Origin of the sequence: Mesorhizobium sp. M0761 (genome assembly GCF_040320205.1) — a bacterium.
GTDB lineage: Bacteria > Pseudomonadota > Alphaproteobacteria > Rhizobiales > Rhizobiaceae > Mesorhizobium.
The window spans coordinates 64,487-89,810 of the sequence record NZ_JAMYPF010000004.1; the positions used below are offsets into that span (position 1 = coordinate 64,487).

General features: G+C 62.0%; 27 protein-coding genes and 1 tRNA gene. 7 read left to right on the plus strand and 21 right to left on the minus strand.

The features are described 5' to 3' along the window. Positions 1-83 precede the first annotated feature (83 nt). The 7 genes from NKI32_RS07895 to NKI32_RS07925 form a co-directional block, all read right to left on the minus strand. Positions 84-386, minus strand: coding sequence for a DUF4236 domain-containing protein (locus NKI32_RS07895; RefSeq protein WP_353002467.1), 303 nt, complete (start codon positions 384-386; stop codon positions 84-86). 21 nt (positions 387-407) lie between these two features. Further along, complete coding sequence (locus tag NKI32_RS07900) at positions 408-908, minus strand: hypothetical protein (RefSeq protein ID WP_353002468.1); 501 nt, start codon at positions 906-908, stop codon at positions 408-410. Between the two features lie 85 nt (positions 909-993). After that, positions 994-1,179 (minus strand): hypothetical protein, encoded by a 186-nt coding sequence (locus NKI32_RS07905; RefSeq protein ID WP_353002469.1) that lies wholly within the window; start codon positions 1,177-1,179, stop codon positions 994-996. 456 nt (positions 1,180-1,635) lie between these two features. Further along, positions 1,636-2,100 carry a hypothetical protein gene (locus NKI32_RS07910; protein WP_353002470.1) on the minus strand — a complete coding sequence of 155 codons (465 nt, stop codon included), beginning with the start codon at positions 2,098-2,100 and terminating at the stop codon, positions 1,636-1,638. 126 nt (positions 2,101-2,226) lie between these two features. Then, positions 2,227-2,778 (minus strand): hypothetical protein, encoded by a 552-nt coding sequence (locus tag NKI32_RS07915; protein WP_353002471.1) that lies wholly within the window; start codon positions 2,776-2,778, stop codon positions 2,227-2,229. Positions 2,779-2,861: 83 nt separating this feature from the next. After that, a complete protein-coding gene (locus NKI32_RS07920) occupies positions 2,862-3,155 on the minus strand; it encodes a Y4lK-related protein (RefSeq protein WP_353002472.1) in 294 nt (97 codons plus the stop codon). A 93-nt stretch (positions 3,156-3,248) separates the two neighbouring features. Beyond that, entirely contained in the window at positions 3,249-3,461 is a 213-nt protein-coding gene (locus NKI32_RS07925) for a helix-turn-helix domain-containing protein (protein WP_352558736.1), read from the minus strand. A gap of 95 nt (positions 3,462-3,556) precedes the next feature. Here NKI32_RS07925 and NKI32_RS07930 point away from each other — a divergent pair, with 95 nt between their 5' ends. After that, positions 3,557-3,802 (plus strand): hypothetical protein, encoded by a 246-nt coding sequence (locus tag NKI32_RS07930; protein ID WP_353002473.1) that lies wholly within the window; start codon positions 3,557-3,559, stop codon positions 3,800-3,802. 289 nt (positions 3,803-4,091) lie between these two features. Here NKI32_RS07930 and NKI32_RS07935 read toward each other — a convergent pair. Continuing rightward, a tRNA-Pro gene (locus tag NKI32_RS07935) sits at positions 4,092-4,168 on the minus strand. A 143-nt stretch (positions 4,169-4,311) separates the two neighbouring features. On the opposite strand from NKI32_RS07935, the gene NKI32_RS07940 reads away from it, so the two are divergent. Together NKI32_RS07940 and NKI32_RS07945 are read left to right on the plus strand one after the other, a co-directional pair. Beyond that, positions 4,312-5,280, plus strand: a complete 969-nt coding sequence (locus NKI32_RS07940; RefSeq protein ID WP_353002474.1) for a glycosyltransferase family 8 protein — start codon at positions 4,312-4,314, stop codon at positions 5,278-5,280. 47 nt (positions 5,281-5,327) lie between these two features. Further along, the gene (locus NKI32_RS07945) at positions 5,328-6,311 is read left to right on the plus strand and encodes a glycosyltransferase family 8 protein (protein ID WP_353002475.1); all 984 of its coding nucleotides are present in this window, start codon (positions 5,328-5,330) and stop codon (positions 6,309-6,311) included. Between the two features lie 66 nt (positions 6,312-6,377). On the opposite strand, the gene NKI32_RS07950 is transcribed toward NKI32_RS07945, so the two are convergent. From NKI32_RS07950 to NKI32_RS07965, 4 genes are all read right to left on the minus strand, one after another. Further along, positions 6,378-7,619 (minus strand): O-antigen ligase family protein, encoded by a 1,242-nt coding sequence (locus NKI32_RS07950; protein WP_353002476.1) that lies wholly within the window; start codon positions 7,617-7,619, stop codon positions 6,378-6,380. Continuing rightward, on the minus strand, positions 7,616-9,151 hold the full coding sequence (locus tag NKI32_RS07955; protein ID WP_023708658.1) for an undecaprenyl-phosphate glucose phosphotransferase: 1,536 nt from the start codon (positions 9,149-9,151) through the stop codon (positions 7,616-7,618). Before NKI32_RS07955 ends, NKI32_RS07950 begins: the two co-directional genes overlap by 4 nt. An 86-nt stretch (positions 9,152-9,237) precedes the next feature. Then, a complete protein-coding gene (locus NKI32_RS07960; protein ID WP_353002477.1) occupies positions 9,238-10,368 on the minus strand; it encodes a glycosyltransferase in 1,131 nt (376 codons plus the stop codon). A gap of 7 nt (positions 10,369-10,375) precedes the next feature. Beyond that, the gene (locus NKI32_RS07965; protein ID WP_023669390.1) at positions 10,376-10,939 is read right to left on the minus strand and encodes a polysaccharide biosynthesis/export family protein; all 564 of its coding nucleotides are present in this window, start codon (positions 10,937-10,939) and stop codon (positions 10,376-10,378) included. A 264-nt stretch (positions 10,940-11,203) separates the two neighbouring features. Here NKI32_RS07965 and NKI32_RS07970 point away from each other — a divergent pair, with 264 nt between their 5' ends. Then, positions 11,204-13,429: a GumC family protein gene (locus tag NKI32_RS07970; protein ID WP_353002478.1), complete on the plus strand. Its 2,226-nt coding sequence runs from the start codon at positions 11,204-11,206 to the stop codon at positions 13,427-13,429. Between the two features lie 98 nt (positions 13,430-13,527). Here the strand turns inward: NKI32_RS07970 and NKI32_RS07975 are convergent, their stop codons facing one another. The 6 genes from NKI32_RS07975 to NKI32_RS08000 form a co-directional block, all read right to left on the minus strand. Beyond that, positions 13,528-14,364: a GNAT family N-acetyltransferase gene (locus tag NKI32_RS07975; RefSeq protein ID WP_023823254.1), complete on the minus strand. Its 837-nt coding sequence runs from the start codon at positions 14,362-14,364 to the stop codon at positions 13,528-13,530. Between the two features lie 5 nt (positions 14,365-14,369). Continuing rightward, positions 14,370-15,116: an aspartate/glutamate racemase family protein gene (locus NKI32_RS07980; protein WP_352741793.1), complete on the minus strand. Its 747-nt coding sequence runs from the start codon at positions 15,114-15,116 to the stop codon at positions 14,370-14,372. 2 nt (positions 15,117-15,118) lie between these two features. Beyond that, positions 15,119-15,937: an ABC transporter permease gene (locus tag NKI32_RS07985; RefSeq protein WP_352538782.1), complete on the minus strand. Its 819-nt coding sequence runs from the start codon at positions 15,935-15,937 to the stop codon at positions 15,119-15,121. Between the two features lies 1 nt (position 15,938). Further along, complete coding sequence (locus NKI32_RS07990; protein WP_023823251.1) at positions 15,939-16,850, minus strand: ABC transporter permease; 912 nt, start codon at positions 16,848-16,850, stop codon at positions 15,939-15,941. 237 nt (positions 16,851-17,087) lie between these two features. After that, positions 17,088-18,377 carry an ABC transporter substrate-binding protein gene (locus NKI32_RS07995; RefSeq protein ID WP_023682324.1) on the minus strand — a complete coding sequence of 430 codons (1,290 nt, stop codon included), beginning with the start codon at positions 18,375-18,377 and terminating at the stop codon, positions 17,088-17,090. 34 nt (positions 18,378-18,411) lie between these two features. After that, positions 18,412-19,512, minus strand: a complete 1,101-nt coding sequence (locus NKI32_RS08000; protein ID WP_023689478.1) for an ABC transporter ATP-binding protein — start codon at positions 19,510-19,512, stop codon at positions 18,412-18,414. A gap of 264 nt (positions 19,513-19,776) precedes the next feature. Between NKI32_RS08000 and NKI32_RS08005 the strand changes: the two genes are divergently transcribed. Then, entirely contained in the window at positions 19,777-20,487 is a 711-nt protein-coding gene (locus NKI32_RS08005) for a GntR family transcriptional regulator (RefSeq protein ID WP_353002479.1), read from the plus strand. Between the two features lie 3 nt (positions 20,488-20,490). Here the strand turns inward: NKI32_RS08005 and NKI32_RS08010 are convergent, their stop codons facing one another. Beyond that, complete coding sequence (locus NKI32_RS08010) at positions 20,491-21,720, minus strand: GNAT family N-acetyltransferase (protein ID WP_023669399.1); 1,230 nt, start codon at positions 21,718-21,720, stop codon at positions 20,491-20,493. 91 nt (positions 21,721-21,811) lie between these two features. On the opposite strand from NKI32_RS08010, the gene NKI32_RS08015 reads away from it, so the two are divergent. Then, the gene (locus tag NKI32_RS08015; RefSeq protein ID WP_023693288.1) at positions 21,812-22,870 is read left to right on the plus strand and encodes a polysaccharide deacetylase family protein; all 1,059 of its coding nucleotides are present in this window, start codon (positions 21,812-21,814) and stop codon (positions 22,868-22,870) included. A 15-nt stretch (positions 22,871-22,885) separates the two neighbouring features. Here the strand turns inward: NKI32_RS08015 and NKI32_RS08020 are convergent, their stop codons facing one another. Then, positions 22,886-23,101 carry a DUF2842 domain-containing protein gene (locus NKI32_RS08020; RefSeq protein ID WP_023669401.1) on the minus strand — a complete coding sequence of 72 codons (216 nt, stop codon included), beginning with the start codon at positions 23,099-23,101 and terminating at the stop codon, positions 22,886-22,888. A gap of 150 nt (positions 23,102-23,251) precedes the next feature. Here NKI32_RS08020 and NKI32_RS08025 point away from each other — a divergent pair, with 150 nt between their 5' ends. Further along, entirely contained in the window at positions 23,252-24,376 is a 1,125-nt protein-coding gene (locus NKI32_RS08025) for a COX15/CtaA family protein (RefSeq protein WP_023669402.1), read from the plus strand. A 53-nt stretch (positions 24,377-24,429) separates the two neighbouring features. Here NKI32_RS08025 and NKI32_RS08030 read toward each other — a convergent pair whose 3' ends face one another. Further along, the gene (locus NKI32_RS08030; RefSeq protein WP_353002480.1) at positions 24,430-25,269 is read right to left on the minus strand and encodes an aminoglycoside phosphotransferase family protein; all 840 of its coding nucleotides are present in this window, start codon (positions 25,267-25,269) and stop codon (positions 24,430-24,432) included. Between the last annotated feature and the right edge of the window lie 55 nt (positions 25,270-25,324).

Genomic DNA, 25,324 nt, shown 5'->3' on the forward strand with positions numbered 1-25,324 from the left:
GAAGCGTCGGGCCGTTGTGGGTGGTTTCCGCGGTGCCCCTAATGCAGTTTGCTAGCCCGAGTATCGCGCATACAAGCAAACGCCTATGAACAACAGGATGGCCCAGCCGACCCATCGTCTGACTGGCGACCTCTGGGAGGGCTCGGACACCATGTCGATGCTGGAAAGCGCGCTATCTGCGGCGCCACTTCGGTCTTGCGACCTCTGCCTTTCCGTGAGGTATGAGAAAGCCCGGTGCCGGGAATACCGACCGCTGTCGTGCGCCCCGAGGTTCCAATCGTCGTCTTGAAGCCACGCGTCCCCGCAGAAACGCTGACACCTTTCTTGCCTACATTCAGCCGAACGCCCGGAACAAGCCGAACCGACTTACGAAAACGCCACCCCATGAACGTCGCCCTCCCTAGCGTCTAGTTTTGTTGGCTCTCCAGAATGAGTTTCGTGAGGTATTCGGTCTTGGTCGTGCCATCCAACCGGACGTCAAAGACGGACGCCGACGATTCCTTGCCGTTTTCGGCCAGAAGGGTGCATTCGGCCAGACCGCGGATCGGGGTGCCATAGGCGTTGTCCGCGTCATACTTGATGTATTTTTTGAACATGACCGGCAGGTGGTTTTTGCTCATGGAACCAATGGTAAGATCGAGGATCCGCTTCAAGGTTACATAGTCTTTGTCATTTACAATTTCGGCTTCCTTGATCTTGCGAAACTCCTCAACTGGGATCTGGTCGCTGTAGTGGGAAATCTCTATTCGCCGGTAGCTCGATGGCGAACGGAGCCTATCGGTCAGCATATCCTCGCAAATACGGGTCATCTTGCTGTCAAATGGATTGTAAAAGCCAGTTGCGATAGAAGCCCCCACCGCGCATGCGCTGAAGGCACCCGCGGCTGCAAGCCAAACTATAGGTTTCATCCCTCATTACCCCGCAGAAATCCCCAAGGATACTTTGGGGCTAATGAGCTTTGAGCGCAAGCTGGTTACGCCCAAGTGTGTAATCTTAGGCCCTTGGCCATGGCAGGAAATCGTCATCAAAGCCGTCTTGGCTAAAATAATCCAATGCCCTCGTGCCTTCTTCACTTTCGTGCAGGCCGCACCGCCAGAGTAAGTTGCCGATGATTTGGTACGCTTGGCCCGACTTGGTTTCCAAATCCTCGATGCGCTGCTTCATTTCGGCCTTGGTCATGTCTCACTTCCGTTAGCTTTGCGCTCGGCCCGTAGCCGCCGCTTGCGGACCGTTGTCCAAAAGCGCGGATCGCGATTGGTGTGATCGAGCGGTTCCGGATCAGCGGGCGCCCTGGCCACCTTCAGCTTGCGATCTAATTCAGCGGTCAACGCTCTCTGCTCCTGGCGGGCGCCGGCGCTGCGGAGCCAATCAGCAGCCTTGCGTTCTTGCAGCGCTCTTTTCCTATCGAGGACGATATCTCGCAAGCTGCGGAGGGAATAGGGCGCCGCAGACTTCGCGGCGGCTGGCCGCGGCACTTGGGGCTCAAAGCGCTGGGCGTCCAAAATGCCCGATGTAGGCCATGACGCTTGGCGATCTGGAATAACCGTCGCCGAGTCCAGCAGGTATTCGGCCGCCTGGTCAGCGGTGCAAATCTTGTCTCAAGCTCTGCCAGACGAGGCTAATTGACCTGATTGGTCAAATGACGTTCGCCGCCCTTACAGCTGCCACCAGAAACAGCACAAGTGAGGCAATTGCAACAATCGGCGTCACTAAGAAGGTCAGCCTTGCAACAATGCTTTTGCTCCCGGTTAGGGCCGGCTCCCGACCTTCACGTATGTCCTTGAGGAAACCAGCATAGATGACCGCGGCAACTGAAAAGTTGACCCAGGCTAACCCACCCGCGACGAGCGTTGTTGCAACCCCGTAAATTAGCAGCGGGCCGCACGCCTGATATAGCTTCGCAGTGGCTGACCCCGCTTGGGATATCGCCAACAAGGATCCAGCATGGACGGCGAGAAGCGAGGCAAGCACCCATTTCCCATAGTCGAATTGCCGCTCCATCGTAGCTAGGAACAGCAACTTGTGGGTCTCATATCTTGTTTCGACTGAGATCAGCGACTTTGGCTTGCCGGTCGGCGCGCTTTGGATCGGCTTTTTCATTTCCTCTATGTGGGCTCGAGGCAGTGTGTGGCCCAGATGGTCACGGGGTTCGGCGGAATTCAATGGCCTAGTGGGCGAGCGGCAAGCGATCGAGTGCTGCGTTGGTGACGGTGCGGGGTTCGGGTATCATTTCGCATCCCTGCTCAGCCTGGCAATACGCTCATCACGCAGACGCAACTTGCGCTCCTCCGTCCAGTACGCCGGGTCGCGATTGTTGACGTCGAGCGGTTCGGCATCCGCTGCCGCGCGTAAAGCCGACTTTGCTTCCAAGGCGGCGCCCCGCTTTGCAATTTTAGCATCAAGTTTTGCGCGGGAGGCGTCCCGCTTTATCTCTAGTCGCCGCTCACGTTCGGCGGTCTCTCGTTCTTTGCGTTGGCGGCGCTTCTCGTCGATTTTTCGTTGGTCTTTACGAAGAAGGTCCTTGTAGGAAGCATCCGCTGTATAGAAAGCGATCGCGCTGGCGGTAGGGCGCTTGGTGGCAGTGGCTGGAGCCCGCATAATCTGCCAGATGTCGAGCAAATCTTGCTCTGAAAAAAGCGCGTTTCTACCGTCCAGTGAGCAGCACCCATATCGCTTGCCGAGCGTGATCACGCCCCGCCGCGTCATCTTGAGCCGGCTCGCAGCTTCTTTTGCGGTGTGGATCGTTCCTAGAAGGGACGGCGATGGAATATCTGACATTTCGGGAGGAATTCCACAAAGCCCACGAAGAGTCAAACCATTGTACTAACTTGGTAAATTGGTGAAACCGGTAGGCGCTAGGCTTAGTGCGACCTTCGATTTCCTTCGTTGCCGTACCAGGTCTCCATGGGCGATTTGGGATCGATATGCCTGCCGATCGACTTCAGATAGGCCACGATCTCAAGCAGCAAAAAATCACGATCTCCGAACTCTTCCCCGATTCGCTCGAGCTCTTCCTCTGCTGCGTCCTGCTCCTCGAATTCGCCGAGGACGTACATGTCATCCCCAATGGCGCAGATATCGCAGCCGGCCTTGATCACCTGGTCGACAAAAGCAGGGATCTCACTGGCATTCATCAGCCGTTGCGTGCGGGCCATTTGTAAATCTCCTTGCTGGCGTTTGGCTGGAAAGCTGCCAGAGCTCCGCGCTCCATAGCAACCTGTGGAGTTGCACAGGTTGTCTGGCCTGATCTAGCGCAGCTTGACGCCGCCGTTGATGAACTCGACGCCGGCCGCCTCGAGCGCCGCGCGAATGGCGGCGAGGTTGTTGGCGATTGGCCGACGCTTGCCGCCTTCGAATTCTGCGATCGTTGCCCGGGCGACCCCCGCAGCTTCCGACAACTTTCCCTGAGACCAGTTCAAAAGCCCCCTGGCGGCCCGAGATTGCTCAGAAGAGATAGACATTTTGCATAACCCTATACAATCCGCTTGACACGGAGCCTTGCCTTGTTCATTTTGAATAACATCAGATCATTTGAAACGCAACGAGGAGCCATGCAATGAATTCGATGACAGTTAACGTGGAAGCGGTGAGCACGCCATTGTTCGCCCTTCGCCAGTGTGTAACGGACGGCGAGTGGCTTGGGCACATCCTGGCTGGCCCGTGCGGTCGAGGCCTCTACGTTGTGGAGCGCATCTATGATGACGAAGCAGCATTTGTCATCGTCCACGGCAGCCGGCTCGTTCCTGCGGCGCTTGCCGCCGACGAGGAGTACCTGGCCGGCGAGATTTTGCTGGCCGCCTGAACGCTCTACGATTCGCGAACGACAACCCCGCTTCGGCGGGGTTTTTCGTAATGTGAGGTGTGACGACGAATGAGGGTTTACGAGACCCGGCATTGCCTATTGAGGGACGGGCAAATGCTCCGCCGTCACCAGACCCAACCTTCTCGCAGTCTGCAGGTTCCACGTAGAGTGATGTACAACGGAATCAGTCAGCCCCGCAGCGGCGGAGCTTTATCATCGTAGCTGGCTACAATCTGGCTAGAAACTTTATAGCCACCTCTGGGGGAAGCAGCTAAGTCCTTGTTTTAATTGGTCGGAGTGGCCGGATTCGAACCGACGACCCCTTGACCCCCAGTCAAGTGCGCTACCGGGCTGCGCTACACTCCGGACCGCGCAAAGCCATATATTTTCAAGGGGTATGGTGCAAGCGCTAAAACGGCGCGCCGGGCCTGAAAGTCGCCAGCATTCGGCCTTGTCGCCGCAACGCCAAGGCGATATGGCTCGCCCAATATCGATACGAAGGATTGCGTGTGGCAAATTCCTGTTTTTTTCTGGCGGCCGACGCCAATTATTTTCCGTATGCATGCTTGGCGGCGCGCAGAATTCTGGATGTTTCGGGAGACGCAACGCCGGGCTTCATCCTGCATGTCGGCGCACGCGATACCGATATGCGTGTTGCTGAACGCCTGTTGAAGAACCGCGTTCGCATAATGGACGTATCGGCGCTGTTTGCGGACGCCGGCCGTACTTTCCGGCCAAGCAATGTCGGCACTTTTGTTCGGCTTTTCGCCGACCAACTGCCTCAGTTCGGGGACTATGACCGCATCGCCCATGTCGATTGCGATGTTCTGTTCAATCGAGATATCGCGGACCTCGTGGGCCAGACACTTCATGCTCCGTTGTTGGCCGCTCACGACGATTACATGTATTTCCGCCCGGGCTATCGGAACAAACTGTCGATGCAGCCGGGGGCGCCTTATTTCAACGCCGGCATCATCGTCTTCAACATGCCGCCGGTGCGTCAACAGGGACTTTTGCACCGCGCCAGAGATGTTGCCGTTGCCGGGCAAATGAACGATCAGAACGCGCTGAACATCGTCTTCGAGGGCAAGTGGCAGACGATGCACCCGAACTGGAATTTGATGTCCAACGATACGAAGGAGTTTCGGTTCGCCCAAGCCTATGCGCGGCATTTCGCCGGCGGCAAGCCATGGGGGAGCCAGGTCGATGTGGAGCCTGAGGCGCTTGCCGTCTGGCGCGATCTGGCAAGGGATACGCCATGGCTTGAGCCCTTCCGGCAGCGTATTCCCTTCGAGCGGGGCGTCATGAGGCGGTACGCCCGCAGGTTCGACGGTATCATGGGGATGTTGCCGAACAAGGATCGGTATCGGCGGCGCGCACGGTACGACGGCAGCAAGGTGCATAAGATATATGCCGAGCATGCTGACGCCGGGGCGATGGCTGTTCAGTTTCCGGAAGTACTCGGTGGTTTCGCCTGAGACCCGCAACGGAGCTCTCGCGAGTGGGTCAGGCAACAGGTTGTAGCATGTCGCAAAATTCGTGTTTCTTTTTCGCCACCGACCAGAGGTATTTCCCGTATGCCAGCCTGGCGGCGCGCCGCGTGCTGAATGTGTCGGACCACCTCGACGGCTTTATTTTGCACACCGGTGTCATCTCCAACGAAGACCGAGCTATCGGAGAGCGTCTGCTCGGTGGGAAGATCCGCATCCTGGATGTCACGAAATTCATGGAAGCGACAAACTTCAACCGCGGAACGCACCCAACCCTTGCGACCTACATCAGGCTGTTTGCCGATCAATTGCCGGAGTTCGAACCATATGACCGCATCGCCTATTCCGACGCCGATGTGCTTTTCAACAGATCGATAGAAGACCTCTGCAACGTCCCGCTCAACGCTCCGCTGCTGGCCGCACACGATGAGCAGACCTATTTCGACGTAAAGTATCGACAGCATTTACCGATGCAGCCAGGCGCGCCGAAGTTCAATGCCGGCGTGCTGGTGTTCAACATGCCACTGGTCAGGCAGGAGGGGCTTCTGGAGCGTACCCGGCAGTTGGCCTCCGAGCAGGTTTACGGGATGGATCAAGGTGCATTGAACGTGGCTTTCGAGGGCGGGTGGCAGACGATGCACCCGTTCTGGAACGTGATGACCAACTACACCAGCCAGATTTCTTTCAGCCGCTGCTACGCCCGCCACTTCGCCTGGGGCAAGCCCTGGGACCGTCCGCCGATCGGTGTCGAGGTCGGCGCCATGGCGATCTATCGCGATCTGGCGAAAGGCACTCCCTGGGCCGGCCGTTTCAGCAGCAGCTGGCCGATCAAGAGAGGCATACTGAAAAACCTCGGCCGCAAGTTCGACGCCATCAGCGGGATTTTGCTCAACGACGAGAAGCGCAAGCGACGGGCGCGGTTCGACGCCGAAAAGGTCAGCGCCATCTTTGCCGATCACGCCGACAAATCGATGCTGGCAGTGCGGTATCCCGAGCGGGTGACCGGTATCGCGAGATAGACGAAATCGTCGGTCGCAATTCGTTCTGAAGGCGAATTCATCCGAACTCGGCGGCTTCCCATCGGTTTAGCTTGCCGCCACCGCCCGCAATCCCCGCTGATGCCTGTATTCCAGCGCGATCGCTCCCCAGATCAGGCCGAGCAGCAGGTAGACATGGCGCCAGTGGTCGATATCGATGAATGTGCCGAGCCCGATATTGCCGATGAAAGCGACGTAGGCGCAGAGCAGATAGGGCTGCCACGGCCGGTCGCGCAAAAGGATGCGGAAGCCGGCCGCGATCGTCCACAGCGTCAGCGACAGAAACGAGACGAAGCCGAGCCAGCCATAATCCATCAGCGTCTTCAGCCAGATGTCGTGCGTGTCTTCGCCGAAAATGGTGCCGAACACCAGCGGGCCGATGCCGAGCGGATGTTCGAGCGCCATCTCGAAGCCGATCGTGTAGCGGGCAAAGCGGCCAAGGCGCGCCGTGTCGTAGCTCTGTTCCAGCTGGGCGCGGCTGGAAAACATCTCGCCGACGCCGGGCAGCTGCAGGATGACGATCATGGCGACCACCAGCAGGGTGACGGCGGCAATGGTCATGATGATGACGCGCAGCCGGAACTTGCCGCTGTTGCTTTGCAGGAACAGGGCGCCGGTGAGCAGGATGGCCGAGACGGCGAACATGCCCCAGGCGCCGCGCGAGAAGGAGAAGAAAATGCCGGCGGTGATGATCAGCAGCGGCACCGCCAGAAGCGGCATGCGCGCGATCGAGCCGGTCAACAGGAGATAGAGCAGATAGATGCCGGGCAGCACCAGGAATGGTCCGAACACGTTCGGATCCTGGAAGGCGCCCTGGGCGCGGTCGTATCTGGTGAAGATTTCAGCGCCCGGGAAAGCGTGGAAATAGCCGGCAATGCCGAGCAGCGAGGTCACCACCGCGGAGACGACATAGGCGATGAAGATCAGCCGGTAGAGGCCGGGCTGCACCGCCGTCACCGACGAGAAGAACACCGCGGTGAACGCGAGAAACAGCGAGACGGCGAGATAGAGCGGTGTGTTGGCGAGATCGGCCATCTGCGTCATGGCAATCATGCCGCCGATGTTCATCGTGATCAGCAGCACGAGCAGCGGCACGGCGGCGCGCGATATGCGCAGGCCAAACAGCACCCACACCCCGATCAGCCCGAGCATGAAAAGATCGTAGGGCGCCGGTTCGTCGATGACGAAGCCTGAGAGGAAGACGCCGAAAAACACCGCGCCCGAGGATATCAGCGCGATCAGCTTGGCATTGACCGCAGCCTGCGGCACATCATGGGAAATCGCGCTCAATAGGCGTTTTCCGTGTTGAGCAGCCGCAGCGGCGTCATGAGCAGGATGCGCAGATCGAACAGCATCGACCAGTTCTCGATGTAATAGAGGTCATATTCCGTGCGCATGCGGATCTTCTCATTGGTGTCCATCTCGCCGCGCCAGCCATTGATCTGCGCCCAGCCGGTAACGCCGGGCTTGACCTTGTGGCGGGCGAAATAGCCGTCGACCACCTCATTGTAGAGAAGGTTGTGCGACTGCGCGGCAATCGCATGCGGGCGCGGGCCAACCAGTGACAGCGTGCCGAACAGCGAGTTGAAGAACTGCGGCAGCTCGTCGATCGAGCTCTTGCGGATGAAGCGGCCGACGCGGGTGACGCGCGGATCGTTCTTGGTCACCGTCTGCTTGGCGGTCGGGTCCGAGCGGTCGGTGTACATGGAGCGGAATTTGTAGACTTCGACGATCTCGTTGTTGAAGCCGTGCCGCTTCTGCTTGAACAGCACCGGACCCTTGCTGTCGAGCTTGATGGCGATGGCAGTCGCCAGCATCACCGGTGAAAACAGGATGATGCCGATCAGCGAGAAGACGATGTCGAAGGCGCGCTTGGCGACCGAATCCCAGTCGTTGATCGGCCTGTCGAAGATGTCGAGCATCGGCACCGAGCCGATGTAGGAATAGGCGCGCGGGCGAAACTGCAAAGCGTTCGAATGCGCCGAGAGCCGGATGTCGACCGGCAGCACCCAGAGCTTCTTCAGCAGTTGCAGCACGCGCGTTTCGGCAGTCAGCGGCAGCGACACGATCAGCATGTCGATGCGCGCGATGCGGGCGAATTCCATCAGCTCCGAAATGGTGCCGAGCTTGGGATAGCCGGCCACGATCGGCGGCGAGCGCTTGTCGCCGCGGTCATCGAAGATGCCGCAGATGCGGATGTCGTTGTCTGGCTGCTTCTCGACCGAGCGGATCAGCATCTCGGCCGCCTTGCCGCCGCCGACGATGACGGCGCGGCGTTCCATGCGGCCGTTGCGCGCCCAGCGCCGGATCAGCTTCGACATCACCAGCCTGAGGCCGAACAGCAGAAGCAGGCCGACGACAAACCAGGTGCCGAACAGCAGACGCGAATAATCCTCCGACATTTTCATGATGAAGGCCGTCAGCGCCATCAGCGCGAAGGTGCCGGCCCAGACCATCAGCACGCGACCGAGATTGGAGATCGGTCGCATCAAGGCGGAGATCTGGTAGCAATCGCTGACGTCGAGCAGCACCACGGCCACGAATGACGCCGCGGCAATGGTCAGCGGATATTGCCAGGCGAGATAGTTGAAGAAGCCGACAAAATGGAAGTAGAGCGCGAGCCCCGACAGGAACAGCAAGCCGAATTCGACGATGCGCAGTACGCCGCTGACCATGACCGGCGACATCGTATCGCGCCGGTATTGCGAGGCGACCTGGCGGGCAACACTGTTCATGCCGCCGGGCGTGGGGCTCTCGGCAGGACTGCCGAATTTGCGCACCGCATCGGCCGAAAAGCGGCGCGTGGGGTCGGTCTCGTTCATCGGGTTTCCCACAAGGTTCCGCCATGACGATAGCAGAAAGAGAGCTAAAAAAACCTTGAGAACAACTTGTGGTTTTGGACGGTCGTCTATCTGTTGAGCGCGGCGAAATAGGCCTTTTCGATTTCGGCGGCCATCACATCGGCGCCGAATCGCGCCCTGAGCCTGGCGGTGTCGGGCATGGCGCGCCGGTATGCGTCGAGATCGCGCAGCGCTTCACCCACCTTGTCGCCGAGTTGGCGCGGATCGGGACGGATCAGGGCAGGGGATCCCTCACCGAAGATTTCGGGAATGCCGCCGACGGCCGTGGCGATCATCGGCCTGCCTGCGGCCAGCGTCTCCAGCACGATATAGGGCATGGCTTCCGCGCGCGACGGCACAACCACGAGGTCGGCCAGTGCAAAGGCCTCCCTGGCTGGCATAGGCGGCAAGAAGCGGACCTGTTTTTCGAGCCCCAGCCGTTTCACCTGCGCATGGTAGCGCGGCAGGTCGTCGCCATCGCCGACCATGACCGCGGTCAAGCGGCGCTCAAGCTGGGACCCGGCCAGCACCAGCGCGTCGATGAAAATGTCAGGTCCTTTGAGGTCGCGCATCATGCCGATGTAGAGCAGGTCGGCTGCGTCGGGCTGTGCGACCACCGGTTCGAACTCGGCGGCGCGCAGGCCGTTATAGACCAGCGTGTTCGGGATAGGCGGTTCGCCGACCTTCTTGCGATAGGTGCGCCGCTCATAGTCGGAGACGAACAGCAGGCAGTCGGTGAAGCGCGCCATGAAGCGCTCGAGCGCGAAGAACAGCTTCCCGGTCGTCGTCGTTTCATCATAGTGGAGGGAGCCGCCATGCGGCGAATAGAGGCGGGCTACGCGAGACCTAGATACCCGCAACAATGAGCCGAACAGACGGGCATAGGCGCCACCTTTGGCGCCATGTCCGTGCAACACGTCCGGCTGCAATTCCTTGATGATCCTGTAAGTGCGCCAGGCCGAGGCGAAGTCGCCCGGCCCGACATGGCGCTGCATCGGCGTGCGATGGATGCCGAGCGCCAGGCTGTCCTTCATCTGGTCGAACAGGCGTTCCTCGTATTCGCCGCCGGTGGTCGAATCGCAGACGATGCCGACAACATGTCCGGCGGCGAGCTGGGCCTCCGTCAGGTCGCGCACATGCCGGAAGATCCCGCCGACGGGTGAGCGAAAGCAGTGGACGATCCTGAGCTGGTCCGCCACGTTGATGTCAGAACAGGCGTTCGCGAACGTAGACCGTGTCGCCCGGCAGCAGCGGATCGGAGGTAACCACCCGGCCTGTCATCACCTTGCCGTTGATGTCGCGGGTGATGTCGACGCTTTCCTGGTTGGCGCGCGGCGAGAAACCGCCGGCAATCGCGATGGCCTTCTGCACGGTGAGGCCCGGCACGTAGGAATACTGGCCGGCGGCGCCCACTTCGCCCATGACGAAGATCGGCCGGTAGCGATCGATCTCGACCGACACGTCGGGGTCGCGCAGATAGCCTTGGCGCAGTTTGTCGGCGAGCGCTTTTTCCAGCTGCTGGGCCGTGTGGCCGCGCGCCGGCACCGCGCCGACCAGCGGGAAGGACATGTAGCCGGACTGATCGACACTGTAGGTGTTGGTCAGACCGTCCTGTTCGAATACGGTGACGCGGACACGGTCGCCGGCGCCGAGCCGATAGGGCTGGTCGAGTACCTCGTGGAAGGCCGCCGGCGTCGGCCGGTAGCTGGAGCAGCCGGCGAGCATCGACACGGCCAGCAGAGCGCGAAACAGACCAGCAGCGCTTTTCATGATCGGACACACACCTTCGTCGCTATGGCCGCCAGGACACGGCGGCAAACCTTAAGGATCTGGGTTCGTTATCATCCTGTTAGGGTTAATGGCCGGTAAAGGGACGCGGCCGATTTGGCGGCAATCGACAAAAAGCCGTATAGTTTTGCTGGCTTTGTTTACCGGATGTCAGCAAACCCTAACAGCTGCTTACCGCGATCTTAACGGCTGAGTTACCATAGTTGTTTACGCTACCATCTAGCCTCATGTCCGGAGCAGGAATGCATGTCCGACCAGTCCGCGGCCGCAGATGTCGATGTCGACCTGAGACAGCTCTTCGCCAGCCTGGCGCGGAACTGGCTGCGCATTCTTGTGATCACGCTTCTCGTCACTGGTCTCGCCTTCGCGTTCGCGTGGCTTGCCACGCCGCATTATAAGGCGACGACGCAGCTGAAAATCCAGTTGAGCGAATCGGCCTATACGCGGCCTGCCGGCACCAATGAAGACGATAAACCTGTGCTCGATGCGGAAGGTGTAGCAACCGAGGTTCAGGTCATTTCCTCGTCCGACATTCTCAAGCAGGTGGCTGCCGACCTTAAGCTGGGCGACAAGCCCGAGTTCAACTATGCGCTCGGCATGTCGCCGGTCACCCGGCTCCTGGTCATTGCCGGGCTGAAGAGCGATCCGGAAGAAATTCCGCTCGAAGAGCGCGTGCTGACGAAGATGCGCGACAACCTCAATGTTTATGGCGTGGAAAAGACCCGCGTCATCGCCGTCGAATTTTCCTCTGAAGATCCCCAGCTTGCCGCTGACATTCCGAACGCCATCGCCAAGGCCTACCTGGCCTATCAGGCGGACGCCAAGACCAAGTCGAACGCCGCCGCGACCGCCTTCCTCGGGCCGGAGATCGAGGAGCTGCAGAAGCAGGTCAGGGATGCAGAGGCCAAGGTCGCGGCCTTCCGCTCCGCTCAGTCGGACCTGTTGATGGCTGGCAACAATTCGGTGCTGGCGACACAGCAATTGTCCGAGCTGTCGAGCGAGCTGTCGCGTGTGCGCGCCAGCCGCGCTTCGGCTGAGGCAACGGCCGAAAGGGTGCGCCAGGCCCTGCAGAATGGCGGTTCGCTGGACGCTGTACCCGAAGTGCTGTCGTCCGATCTGATCCAGCGGCTGCGTGAGCGTCAGATCGAGCTCAGAACCAACATTGCCGATCTTTCCACCACTTTGCTCGACAACCATCCGCGCCTGCGGGCGATGAGGTCGCAGCTAGCCGATCTCGACGGCCAGATCCGCAACGAGGCACAAAAGATCATGCGCGGGTTGCTGACGCAGGCGCAGACCGCCCAGGCGCGCGAAAACCAGCTGATATCGGACGTCAACAAGCTGAAAGCGGCGTCGTCGCGGGCCGGCGAGGAGCAGGTCCAGCTGGATGCGCTGCAGCGCGAGGCGAACGTCCGGCGCCAGCAGCTTGAATCCTATATGGCGAGCTTCCGCGAAGTGTCCTCGCGCAAGAATTACCTGCCGGTCGATGCCAGCGTGTTTTCCGAGGCGCGCGTGCCGTCGGAACCCTATTTCCCCAAGCTCGTGCCGATCGTCGGCGCCGCCTTAGTCGGCTCGCTGCTGCTGATGTCGGTCATCACGCTGCTGCAGGAGCTGTTTTCCGGCCGCGCCATGCGCCCGGCGCCCGGCGCCCGCTTGGACCGCATCGAACAGGTTGCGATGCCGGCAATGTCGGCGCCGGTCGTCGACCCGGAACCGGCCGCAGTCGTGGCCGAGGAGGTGGTCGATCAGCGGACGGCCATGGAGTCTGAACTGGCGCCCGAGCCGGAGCAGGAGCCGGCTCCTTCAGTGCTGGAAGGAGCAGCGGCTGCCGATCCAGAACCGCAAGCCGAACCTGAACCTGTCCGCTCCAGCCTTGGCGAGATCGATGTCGAGAAGGCGGCGGAGAAGCTGATCGCCAGCGGTGCTGCGCGCGCCATCTTCGTCTCGCCCGAAGGCGATGAGGCCGCGGCCTCGGCAGTGCTGGTAGCGCGCGAAGTCTCCGACGCCGGCCTGCGCGTGCTGCTGCTCGATCTGACCGCATCGGGCGCGGCGTCGCGGCCGATGCTGGACAGCGGACTTTTCCCCGGCATCACCAATCTGCTGGCTTCGGAAGCGCAGTTCAGCGACGTCATCCACGCCGACCTCTATTCGGACTGCCACGTCGTTCCCGTCGGCACCGCCGATCCGGTGCGCGCCATGCGCGCCGCCGACCGGCTGCCGATCATCATGCAGTCGCTGACCACCGCCTATGATCTGGTCATCGTCGAATGCGGACCGGCCGATGCGCAAGGCATCAGCCGACTGGTCGGCGACAGCACCGAGGTCTTCATGTCCATGCTGCAGGCGGACGATGAGGTGGCGCAGGCCGCCGTCGAGCTGATCGAAAGCGGCTATCCCGACCTCACTCTGGTGACGCCGATCGGCCACGAGACGCCGGGTAACCCCGTGCCGGGACGACGTAGCGCCGCCTGAGACATCAGACAATTCGACTTAGGCGGCGCTACTACGGATCGGCTCGTCCATCGCCCGCCGGCTCCCGAAAAACCAAGCCTGTCAGCCGGCGCCGGGATCTACCCCAACTCCAGGGTCGTCACGCCAAATATTCGGCGCGAGTCGACCTTCGGAGGCGGGCCCTTGTACATGCGCGTTGTGGTGAAGGTCGGCCTGAAACCAATTGCTGAAAGCGCCGTGGTGAAATCGAAATTTTCGGCAGGAACGTCGATATGCAGGTCGCCACCTTCGCATGCGGCAGCCAGACTGCCCATGAGCTGCATCGCCGTCTCGGTGTCGTCGGCAAACAGCGGGCCGATCTTGTAACCCGAACGGCAGGGACGAGCCACGGCGTAGCCTATGGTGCCGAGTGAACTGATCGCGGCGAACCCGCAATGCGGCGGCTGCGCCCAGCGGTGCAGGAAGGCTCGTCGAGGCGCGGGGAAACAGCGGGCGTCATAGGCGATGATGTCGGGCACGAGTTGCGTGGTTATCATGCGCACCCCTTCGCTTCGGACGGGCGGGGTCGCGATACGGCCGCTGAAGCGGATGGTTTCGTATGCCGAGTTAAAACCGGTGCGGCGATAATTCGCCAGCTGCGCGGCGACGCCGTCGAGGCCGACCGTTCGGCCGGCCAGCCTGGCCATGCCCGCATTCCAGACTGCTTTGCCATGGCCTTTGCCGCGCATGTCTGGTCGGCAGATGTAGAGACCGATGAAACCGAAGTTGCCGCCATAGGCGACAGCCGAGATGGCGGCGGTCATCTCGTTGTCGACAAAAGCGCCGATGAACCCTTCAGGATCGGTTGGCCGGAACGCGGCGGCATCATCAAGGCCAGGGTTCCAGCCTTCAGCCGCCGCCCAGTCGATGAGAACGGTCAGTTCCGGCGGAGACAATGCGCGGACGGTAGGCTTCATAGCGTTCACTCCGCGGCGATCACCCCCGGCGAGAAGGATTTCAGCACGCCGCGATAGGGCTTGGCCAGCGGACTGGCATAGGCGCCGCGCTTCGAGGTCGACAGGCCCAATGCGATCAGCGCCTCGGCCTGTTTGAGGGCGGCGCCGACGCCGTCGATGACGGGCAGGTCGAACTCTTGCTGCAACCGGTGTGCCAGGTCGGCCATGCCGGCGCAGCCGAGCACGATGGCCTCGGCGCGGTCTTCCGCTATGGCGCGGGCGATCTCGGCGCGCAGTTTCTCGACAGCGCCGGAAGCAGCGTCTTCAAGCGAGAGTACGGGAATGTCGGCGGCGCGCACGCGGGCACGCCCGGCCATGCCGTAGCGCTGCACCAGCCCCTCGACAGGGACACGCGAGCGTTCGGTGGTCGTCACCACTGTGAAGCGCTGGGCAATGTAGGAGGCGACACTGAGTGCGGCCTCGCAGATGCCGATGACCGGAATGGAGGCCATGGCGCGTGCCGCATCCAGGCCGGTATCGTCGAAGCAGGCGATGATGGCGGCCTGCGCCCCGGCGCGTTCGCCGGAGGCGATCTCCATCAAAAGGCCGGGCACGGCCAATGCCTCGTCATAATAGCCCTCGATCGAGGCCGGACCCATCGAGGAGGTGACCGCGATCACCTCGGTCCCGGCGCCGGCAACGGCGCGCGCCGCCGCCGCGATCGTCTCGGTCATGCTCGCCGTCGTGTTGGGATTCACCACCAGTATCCGCACAATCAAACCCTGGCCCGCTTGCGGCCGACATAGAGGATGGCGCCCAGTGTGGCCAGGATCACCAGGAAGGAGAACACGGTGGTCACCGTTCCCAGCGCGTAGAGCACCGGCGTCGTGACATTGGTGGTCATGCCGTAGATCTCGAGCGGCAGCGTGTTGAAGGTGCCCGACGTCATCAGCGTGCGGGCGAACTCGTCATAGGACAGCGTGAAGCCGAACAGGCCGACGCCGATCAGGCTCGGCGCGATCATCGGCAGCACGACATGGGCAAAGGTCTGCCAGGAGTTGGCGCCCAGGTCACGCGCGGCTTCCTCATAGGCGGGCGAGAAGCGGTTGAAGACGGCGAACATGATGAGCACGCCGAAGGGCAAGGTCCAGGTTAGGTGCGCGCCGAAGGCCGAGGTGTACCAGGCCGGGCGGAAGCCGACCTGCTGGAAGACGACGCCGATGCCGAGCGAAATGATGATCGAGGGTACGACGAGGCTGGCGACCGCCAGGTAGAACAAAGCGGTGGCGCCGCGAAATTTTTGCCGGAAAGCGAGCCCTGCCAGCAGCGACACGACGACGGTGACGATCATCACCATGAGGCCGAGCACGAGCGAGCGCTTGAAGCTGCCGCCGAAATCGCCGACCGCCTGGCGCTCGAACAGATTGGCGAACCAGTGCAGCGACACGCCATTGAGCGGGAAGGTGAGGCCGCCGGTCTCGCCTTGGAAAGAAAGGATCAGGATCGCCGATAGCGGGCCGTAGAGGAACAGCACGAACAGAGTGAAGAAGGCCGCAAGCACATAGAATTCGAGGGTGCGTTTTTCGTGGCTCACCTCAAAGCTCCTTGCGGATGTCGACGATGCGCAGGATGCCGGCGACCATCAAGAGCACCAACACCAGCAACACCACGGCATTCGCGGCGGCTGCGGGATACTGCAGCAGCGACATCTGGTTCTTCATCATCAGTGCGACCGACGCGCTCTGGCCGCCCGACATCACCTGCACGGTGGAGAAATCGGCCATCACCAGCGTGACGACGAAGATGGTGCCGATCGCCATGCCGGGCTTGGCCAGCGGGATGACGACGTTCCACAAGACCTGCCAGCCGGACGCGCCGGCATCGCGCGCGGCCTCGACCAGCGAGCGGTCGATGCGCATCAGCGTGTTGAAGATCGGCGTTACCATGAACAGCGTGTAGAGATGCACCATGGCCAGCACCACGGCGAATTCCGAATAGAGCAGCCATTCGATGGGTTTTGGCACCAGCCCCAATTGCACCAGCGTCGAGTTGATCAACCCGTTACGGCCAAGCACCGGGATCCACGAGATCATGCGGATGATGTTGGAGGTCAGGAACGGCACCGTGCAGACAAGGAACAGCACCATCTGCATGGCGGTGGTGCGGATATGGAAGGCGAGGAAATAGGCGACCCAGAAGCCGATGAACAAGGTCAGAGCCCAGACGATGGCAGCGAATTTGATGGTGTTGAGATAGGTCTTCCAGGTGACCCATGATCCCAGCACGTCGGAATAGTTCGTCGTCAGGAAATCCGGATACATGGCGGCGAAGTCATAATCCCAGAAGGAGACGACGACGATCATGATGATCGGCAAGAGCAGGAACGCACCGAGGATGAGCGCCAGCGGCGCCGATTGGAGGTAGGGCGTGACGGCACTGATGGAGAAGCGCCGGCGTCTGGCGGGCTTGGCTGCTGCGATGGCGGGGCGTTCGAGCGCGACTGTCATTGGGAAAATCCTCCGCGTGATCGCGATGACTTGCGATCCTTCGCGCCCCCCTCTGTCCTGCCGGACATCTCCCCTACGAGGGGGGAGATCGAACTCTCATAACGGCCTTCGCCAAACTCCAACGTTGCTAACGAAGAGCCGGCCATGACGCTGCCAATCTCCCCCCAAGTGGGGGAGATGTCCGGCAGGACAGAGGGGGGCGCGAAGGATCGCAACATCACAGTGAACGCGTCCGCTCTAGGCCGCGATGAACTCGTTCCAGCGCTTCACCATGTAGCGGTCCTCGTCCATGACCGAGTTCCAGCAGGCGACTTTGCCCATACGCTCTTCGAACGAGCCGCCGTCGCGCACGGCGCCGGCCTTTTCCATGACGGTGCCGTCCGGCGCCTTGATCTCGCCCTTGGCCGGCTTGCCTTCGATCCAGTAGCCCCATTCGTCCTCGGACATGAACTTCTTGGCCGAGACCATATTGGCGGAATAGTAGCCCTGGCGGTTGAGATAGCCGCCGACCCAGCCCGACGTATACCAGTTGATGTATTCGTAGGCGGCGTCGAGCTCGGCGCCCTTGAGATGGGCGGCAAGGCCAAGGCCGCCGCCCCATGACCGGTAGCCTTCCTTGAGCGGCTGGAAGCGGCAGGCGATGCCCTTGGAGCGGACGGCGGCGACGGCCGGCGACCACATCGACTGGATGACCACTTCGCCCGATGCCATCAGATTGACGCTCTCGTCGAACGACTTCCAGAAGGCGCGGAACTGGCCGGCCTGCTTGGCCTTGATGAGGAAGTCGATCGTCTTGTCGATCTCTTCCTTGGTCATGTTGCCCTTGTCGGCATATTTGATGCTGCCTGTGGCCTCCATGATCATGGCCGCATCCATGATGCCGATGGACGGGATGTTAAGGATCGCGGTCTTGCCCTTGAAGGCCGGGTCCATGATGTCGGCCCAGGTGGTGATGTCGCGGCCGACGAGGTCGGGCCGGATGCCTAGCGTATCGGCGTTGTAGATCGTCGGCACCATGGTGAACCACTTGGTCGGCGCCTTGGCGAAGGTCTTTGAGTCCTGCGCTTCGACATAGCCGACCGTGTGCGGCGCGGTGCCCTGGGCAATGATGCTGTCGGGCGTCAGCTTGCCGGTTTTGAACAACGGCACCAGTTCGTCGTAGTATTTCAGCTTGCTGACATCCATCGGCTGCAGCACGCCGCTCGGGAACACCTTCTTGCAGATCCAGTATTCGATGTCGGCGATGTCATAGCTGTCGGGCTGGGTCACGGCGCGCTGGGCGGCCGCGTCCGAATCGGTCGCCGTCATTTCCAGCGTGATGCCGAGGTCGGCCTTGCACTTGTCGGCGATCGCGTTCAGGTTCGACACGCCGGTGCCGAACTGGCGCAGCGTGATGTTGGACTGCGCCCAGATGGTCGGGAAGCCTGTAATGGCGCCCGAGCCTGCGGCGAGGCCGACGGCGGCCGCACCTGTCTTGAGCAACGAACGTCGCGAAATTCCGGTCTTTGTTTCTACTGTTTTTGTCATTCCTATTCCCCTGTTTTGTTTTGCTTCGTTGAATTCATGAATGAAGGCGGCCGAGGACGATGGCGTCCTCGGAATCCCAGGCGAGCGGTACGGCGTCGCCAAGGGCGACGGGTTTGGCGAAGAAGTCGGAATCGTCGATGATAACGGTGAAATCGTCGATGCCGCCGCCGGTGACCGACAGCTTCACCGTGGCGCCGCGATATTCGATGTTGGAGACGATGCCGGTGAAGCCGAGGCCGGGAGAGGGTGCTTCGCCGATGCGCACATGGTCGGTGCGGATGGCGATGTCGATCGGCGTGCCCACCTCCTGGCCCGCCTCCCGGCCTTGCCCGCGGGCGGCGAGCGAGGCGCCACCATTGACGTCGAAGACGACCATGCCGTCGCGCGCGCCGGTAACCCGGCCGGAGATGACATTGTGGTCACCCATGAAGCGCGCGACGAAGGCGGTGGCCGGCCTTTCGAACACATCTCGCGGCGGCGCCGCCTGTTCGATGCGGCCGTCATTCATCACCACGATCAGGTCCGCCAAGGCCATGGCCTCTTCCTGGCTGTGGGTGACGTGGACGAAAGTGATGCCAAGCGAGGTCTGCAATTTCTTCAGCTCGGCGCGCATGCGTATCTTCAGGAACGGGTCGAGTGCCGACAGCGGCTCGTCGAGCAGCAGCGCCTCGGGATCGGTGATCAGAGCGCGGGCGAGTGCAACACGCTGCTGCTGGCCGCCGGAAAGCTGCGCCGGCCGGCGCGTCGCATAGGCCTCCATCTGCATCAGCTTGAGCATGTCGAGCGCCTTGGCACGGCGCTGCTCCTTGTCGACGCCCTTCATCTTCAGGCTGAAGGCGACATTGTCGACAAGGTCGAGATGCGGAAACAGCGCATAGGACTGGAACATCATCGCCGTGCCACGCTTTGCCGGCGGCAAGTCGGTGACGACGATGTTGCCGAGGCGGACATCGCCCGACGAAATGCTTTCGTGGCCGGCGATCATGCGCAGCGTCGAGGTCTTGCCGCAGCCGGAGGGGCCAAGCAGGCAGCAATAGGTGCCTGCCGGTATCTTCAGGCTGATGGCCTCGACGGCAGTCGTCGTTCCGTACACTTTCGAAACGGAGACGATGTCGATCTCGGCGGCTTTGGACATTCAGGCTTCCCCGTTTGGTCGCGTCAACCAATGCATTATGCGTGCCAATCGGCGAGATTCGGCCAAGCGTTTGAATCATCAGCAAAATCGGAATTCGTGCCCACTGCCTAGCCGGTGGGCTATCTTGTGCATTGCACAAATTATGGGCGATTGTGCGCGATCCGCGCAAGAATCGTATGCAATCTTTTTTGGCTTCGTGTCCACTTTGCCTCTCGTGCGCAGGCGACGAGTTGCGCTAGAAAGAGGCTGGGAACCATCATCGCCATGAACATTGCCGATCAGATCCATTCCGCCGACAGCGCCAACCAGGATCGCGCCCAGGCGATTCGCGACAATCTGCGGGACGCCATCGTTGACCGTCGGCTGACGCCCGGCACCAAGCTGTCGGAAGGCGAGGTCGGCACGCTGTTCGACGTCTCGCGCACGGTCGCGCGCGCGGCGCTGCAGATGCTGTCCTTCGAGGGGCTGGTGCGTACCGAGCGCAACCGTGGCGCCTTCGTCGCCAACCCTACGCCCGAGGAAGCGCGCCAGATGTTCGCATCGCGCCGGCTGATCGAGCCGGGCATCGCCATTGCCGCCTGCGGGCGGGTCACAGCCACCGATATCGCTGCGTTCCGCGCGCAGCTCGACGAGGAAGGCCGCTTCATCGCCGAGCGCGGCCCAACCGCGCGGCGCTCCGAAATCAAGGCATCAGGCGATTTCCACCTGCTGCTCGCCTCCGTCGCCGGCAATGCCATCCTGCAGCGCTTCATGGAGGAGCTGGTGGCGCGTTCGTCGCTGGTGATCGCCCTTTACGGACGATCCGGCGTGTCGGCCTGCGGACACAGTGAGCACACGGAAATGGTCGGCGCGCTGGAAAGCGGCGATTGCGGGTTGGTGAGCCGGCTGATGCTGCACCATATCGACCACATCGAGGCGGATCTCGACCTGCGGGTCAGGGCCGGCCCGGCGCTCCGCGAAGCGCTGAATTTCTGAACGCTAGTTTTCGTCGTCCGTGGGAGCGGGCGCTGCCTGTCCGGCGGCCTTGCGGCGCAGCATCTTGGTCAGCTTCCAGACCGTCGGGTTGTTCTTGATGAAGGCTTTCGCCCGTGCGCCCTGCCGCAGCGCCGACGCCAGGGCGCGTCCCTTCAGCGTCAGGGGCGCCAGCACCTCGAAATGCTGGGTCTCGATATCGCACCAGAGCCGCTTGTAGGGCTCGTCGCCGACCGAGAAATCATAGACATCGAAGCCTGTTTGGCAGGCTTCCTCGATGATGTCGAAGAAAAGGAAATCGCCGGGGCTGGTGTGGCCGAGATCGTCCTCGGCGATGGCGCCGAATTCGCAGATCAGGCGTTTGCCCGAGCGGCTCGAGCCGGTGATTGCACGCAGCTTGCCGGCCACTTCGAGCCCATGCAGCACAAAGGCCGGTTTCTCCTCGGCCAGCGCGCCGGCGAAGAGGGCACGGAAGAAAGCCCGCACCTCCGGCTCGCCGAAGACATTGGCGATGCCCATCTTGGCGAAGCGGAACTCCTTCATCTCGAAGAAAGCGTCGAGCAGCCGGTTCACGTCTTCGGGTGTCTGCGCCTCGATGCGGCGATGAACGCCGACCGCCTCGAATTTTCGTGTCTGCGAACGGTGCTTCTTGCGCTTGCGCTTGCCGCCCACACGCGACAGCAGCGCATCGAAACCACCGTCGAGATTGACGGCGAGCGACAGGTTTGGGCTCGGAAAGTTGGAGAACGCCACCAGCGGATTGGCAACACCATCGAGGTCGGGCAGAAGCCTTTCCAAGGCAACGAGATCGATGTCGGGACGCGCCTTGCCGATCGCCGTCACCAGCCTGCGGATCCCCCCAGCATCTGCCTTTGCCAGCCATGCCGGATCGGCGGCGGCGAAATTGCCGTTGGCATGGCGCCCGCCCATGAAGCGGGCGACGCGGAATGGACCAGTTCGCGTGATTTCCAGTGCCAGTGCAAAGACCGGCCTGTCCTCGATTGTCAGCGTGGCAATGACGGCATCGGGATTAGCCTGCGCCGTCCAGGCACGAACCCAGTCCGCGCTTTGCGCCGGCGCAAACAGCGCCGAACGGCAGAATTCGCCGTAAGAGGCGAGCGCGGCAGCATCTGCGATCGACACCGACAGACTGGTCTGGTCGGCAGCCGGCGTGCGCGCAGACGCCTTGCTTGCGGCGAGCCGATTGCCGTCAAATGACGCGGTGGCGTCAACCATACCTCAATCCTTAAGGCGTATTCGTCGCGATCAGGAGTTCGCGTCGGCGCGTTCCGTGCTTGGATCGAGCCTAGGCGCAAAAGGTGAATGAATGATCGACGGTGGTGAGGCAGTTCGGAAACTGGCGCTTAATATCGCCCGCTTTACCGGCCTTGCACCGCTGGCCAAGCCGTTTGTCGGCGGCATTGGCGCCATCCTCATGTTGCATCGGGTCACCGCCACGCCGGAGAAGCCGGACGGCGTTAACCGCCACCTCAACATCGCCCCGCGATTCCTCGACGCTCTCGTCGCCGACATGAAGTCGAGGGGCTATGCCTTCGTCACCCTCGACGAGGCGATCGAGCGCATCAAGGCCGGCGGCAAGGACGGCCAGTTCGCCACCATCACCGCCGACGACGCCTATCGCGACAACATGACCGAAGCGCTGCCAGTGCTCGAAAAGCACGACGCGCCGATCACCATCTATGTCGCGCCGGGTCTGATCGACGGCAGCGCCGATTTATGGTGGGACGTGGTCGAGGATATCGTCAACGCGCGGGAGCGTTTGACGCTGGCGACGCCGAAGGGGCCGGTGACCATAGACTGCTCGACCCACGGCAAGAAACTCCACGCCAATGCGCGTCTGCATGCCTATCTGACGCTCGAGGTGCGCGAGGAGGATCAGCGCGCCGTGCTGCGCGATCTGGCGCACTCGAACGGCATCGACCTCGATGGCTTGCGCCCAAGCACGCTGATGACCTGGGACGACATCCGCGCCGTGGCCGGGCACAGGCTGGTGACGATCGGCGCGCATACGGTCAACCACCGCAATCTGAAGCGGCTCGACGAAGCCGATGCGCGCCATGAGATCGTCGACGTCAGGCGCCAACTGCAGGCGCAGCTCGGCGAAGACCCCCGTCATCTCGCTTACCCCTATGGTTACGCCAGCGCTGTCGGCTGCCGCGAAGTGGGCTTTGCCCGCGACGCCGGCTACGCCTCGGCGGTGACCACTCGCCACGGCGTGCTGCACGCCGAGCACGCCGGCTTCCTGCACGCGCTGCCGCGCATTTCGATCAACGGCCGCTACCAGAGCGTCGCCCATATCCGCACCATGTTGTCGGGCTTAACGACGCCGCTGGCCAATGCCGGCAAAATGGTGGTCACCATCTAACCTGGGGCGGGCTCTTCAGCCTTTCGGCGGCGGCTCCAGGATCAGCCATTTGATGATGCCCATCGCAGGCAGCACCCAGAACAGGCCGCTGAACAGGAAGAACAGGAAGTGCACCAGCGGGCTGGATTGCGACAGCTGCGCGACCGCTATGATCGACGCGACCAGCGCATAGATGATGACCAGCGCCACCAGCAGGAAAGTTCCGATCAGCTTTTTCAGGCGGATGGGCATGAGCGTTCTCGTTGATCGCCTCCGCTTAGGCCCAACCGCGCGCCTGTGCAACCCGCGAGATGCGGCGCGACGGCGTGCCGCGCCGTCCGGTCTTGTCAGCCGGGTTGCGATGGTTCACCAATCCGCCACGTCAACCTGCCGGGACCAACCATGGCCGCCATATCAGCCGCCGCGCCTTACATTGACCGCGATCGCGACTTGAAAAATCGGGCGCTGGTGCGCGGCTGGCTGTATGTCGTGCTTCTGGTGCTGTTTGCGCTGGTGCTGGTCGGCGGCGCCACCAGGCTCACCAATTCCGGCCTGTCGATCACCGAGTGGAAGCCGATCCACGGTGTGATACCGCCGCTCAATGACGCGGAGTGGCAGGAGGAATTCCAGCTTTATCAAAAGATTCCGCAATATGCCGAGCTCAACAAGGGCATGAGCCTGGACGCCTTCAAATCGATCTTCTGGTGGGAATGGGCGCACCGCATCCTGGCGCGCAGTGTCGGCCTGGTCTTCGGCCTGCCGTTGCTGGTCTTGTGGGCGACGCGCCGCATCGAGCGCGGCCTTGGGCCAAAGCTGGTCGGTATTCTGCTGCTTGGTGGCCTGCAAGGCGCCATCGGCTGGTGGATGGTGGCCTCCGGCCTGGTCGACCGCGTCTCCGTCAGCCAGTACCGGCTGGCGACGCATTTGACGCTTGCCGCCCTGATCTTCACTGCCACCATGGTGGTCGCGCGCGGGCTGGCGCCGCATTCGGAGCCTGCCGCCGGCCGGTCGACGCAAAGACTGGCCGGTTTCATCGTGCTGCTGGCGCTGGTCCAGATCTATCTCGGCGGGCTGGTCGCAGGGCTCGACGCCGGCCTGAGCTACAACACCTGGCCGCTGATGGACGGCAAGATCATCCCCGGCGAGCTGCTGCTGCTCGAACCGGCCTGGCGCAATTTCTTCGAGAACCCGAAGACGGTGCAGTTCGTCCACCGGCTCGGCGCCTATACGGTCTTTGCCATCGCGCTCTGGCATATGATAGCGACGCGCCGGCGGCTGCCGGGCACGACACACGCACGCCGCGCAACGCTGCTGTTTCTGCTGGTGCTGGTGCAGGCCTCGATCGGCATCGGCACGCTGCTGATGCAGGTGCCGCTGCACATGGCGCTGACCCATCAGGCCTTCGCGCTGGTCCTGCTGGGATTTGCCGCCGCCCACTGGCGCGGCAACAAGGGCGCCTATCCACTGCCAACGCGGCCGCCCATGAACGCAGGTACATCGTCTACGGTGTCTTGGCCGTCGCAATAATCTATTTCGCGAACGAACTGCCTCGCTACGTCTAAAGCGCGAGGCTGCGCCGGTCAGAAGCTGAGCCGCACCTTTCGGATCACTCCCGCAACCGACAGCTCGCGGTTCTCGTCGACCGCATTCTCGTCCTCATGATGCCATGCGGCCGACAGGCAGCCATAGGCGATGGCATGGTCGAGAATGGCAGCCGGCGTCTGGCCGAGTGTCCTGGCGAAGATCTCAGCCATATGCGCGATGCGCTCGGGATCGAGGCAGAGGTCGTCGCGCCCCAGTGGGTTGTAGAACAGATTGGCGGCGTCGAAGCCGGGATCGCCGAGCACGCCCTTCGGGTCGATCGCCAGCCAGCCGCGCGCACCGCGCAAAATGTTGTCGTGATGCAGGTCGCCATGCAGCGGCTTGACCGCATGCGGGGCATCGAGCAGCCGGTCCGCGATTTCGGCGGCCTCGATATAGAGGCTGTGCTCTCCGGCGTCGCGATCGGCTCCGGCCTTTTTGAACAGGCTGGCAAACCGTGTCCGCAGCGGCTGCAGGTCCGGCGGGGCAGGGTGTCTTGTGGGCGAGAACAGTCTCCCCATCAACTCGGCCGCGATTGCGGTCGCGGGGTTGTCGCCTTCTTTGGCCAGAACGTCGGAAAGCAGGGTGTCGCCGGCATATTCGAGCAGCATGCGGTGGCCGTCCCGGCCAAGCAGCCGCACCGCGCCTTCGCCGCGCCGCCATGCGAGATAGTGCTCGCCGCGCAACTCGTCCTCGACATCGTCGAATGGTTTGAGCGCCTTGACGATGGCCGGCGAGCCGTCCTCACGCCGCACCTTCCAGATGCGGCTCGAAAACGTCTCCGCAATGAGCTCGGGCGCGCTGATCTTCCAGCGCTTTGGAAATGCAGGCGCGTCCATTCAGAGCGTGATGCCGAAAAGTGTTAAGCGGTTTTCGGGCAACATGCTCTCTCCA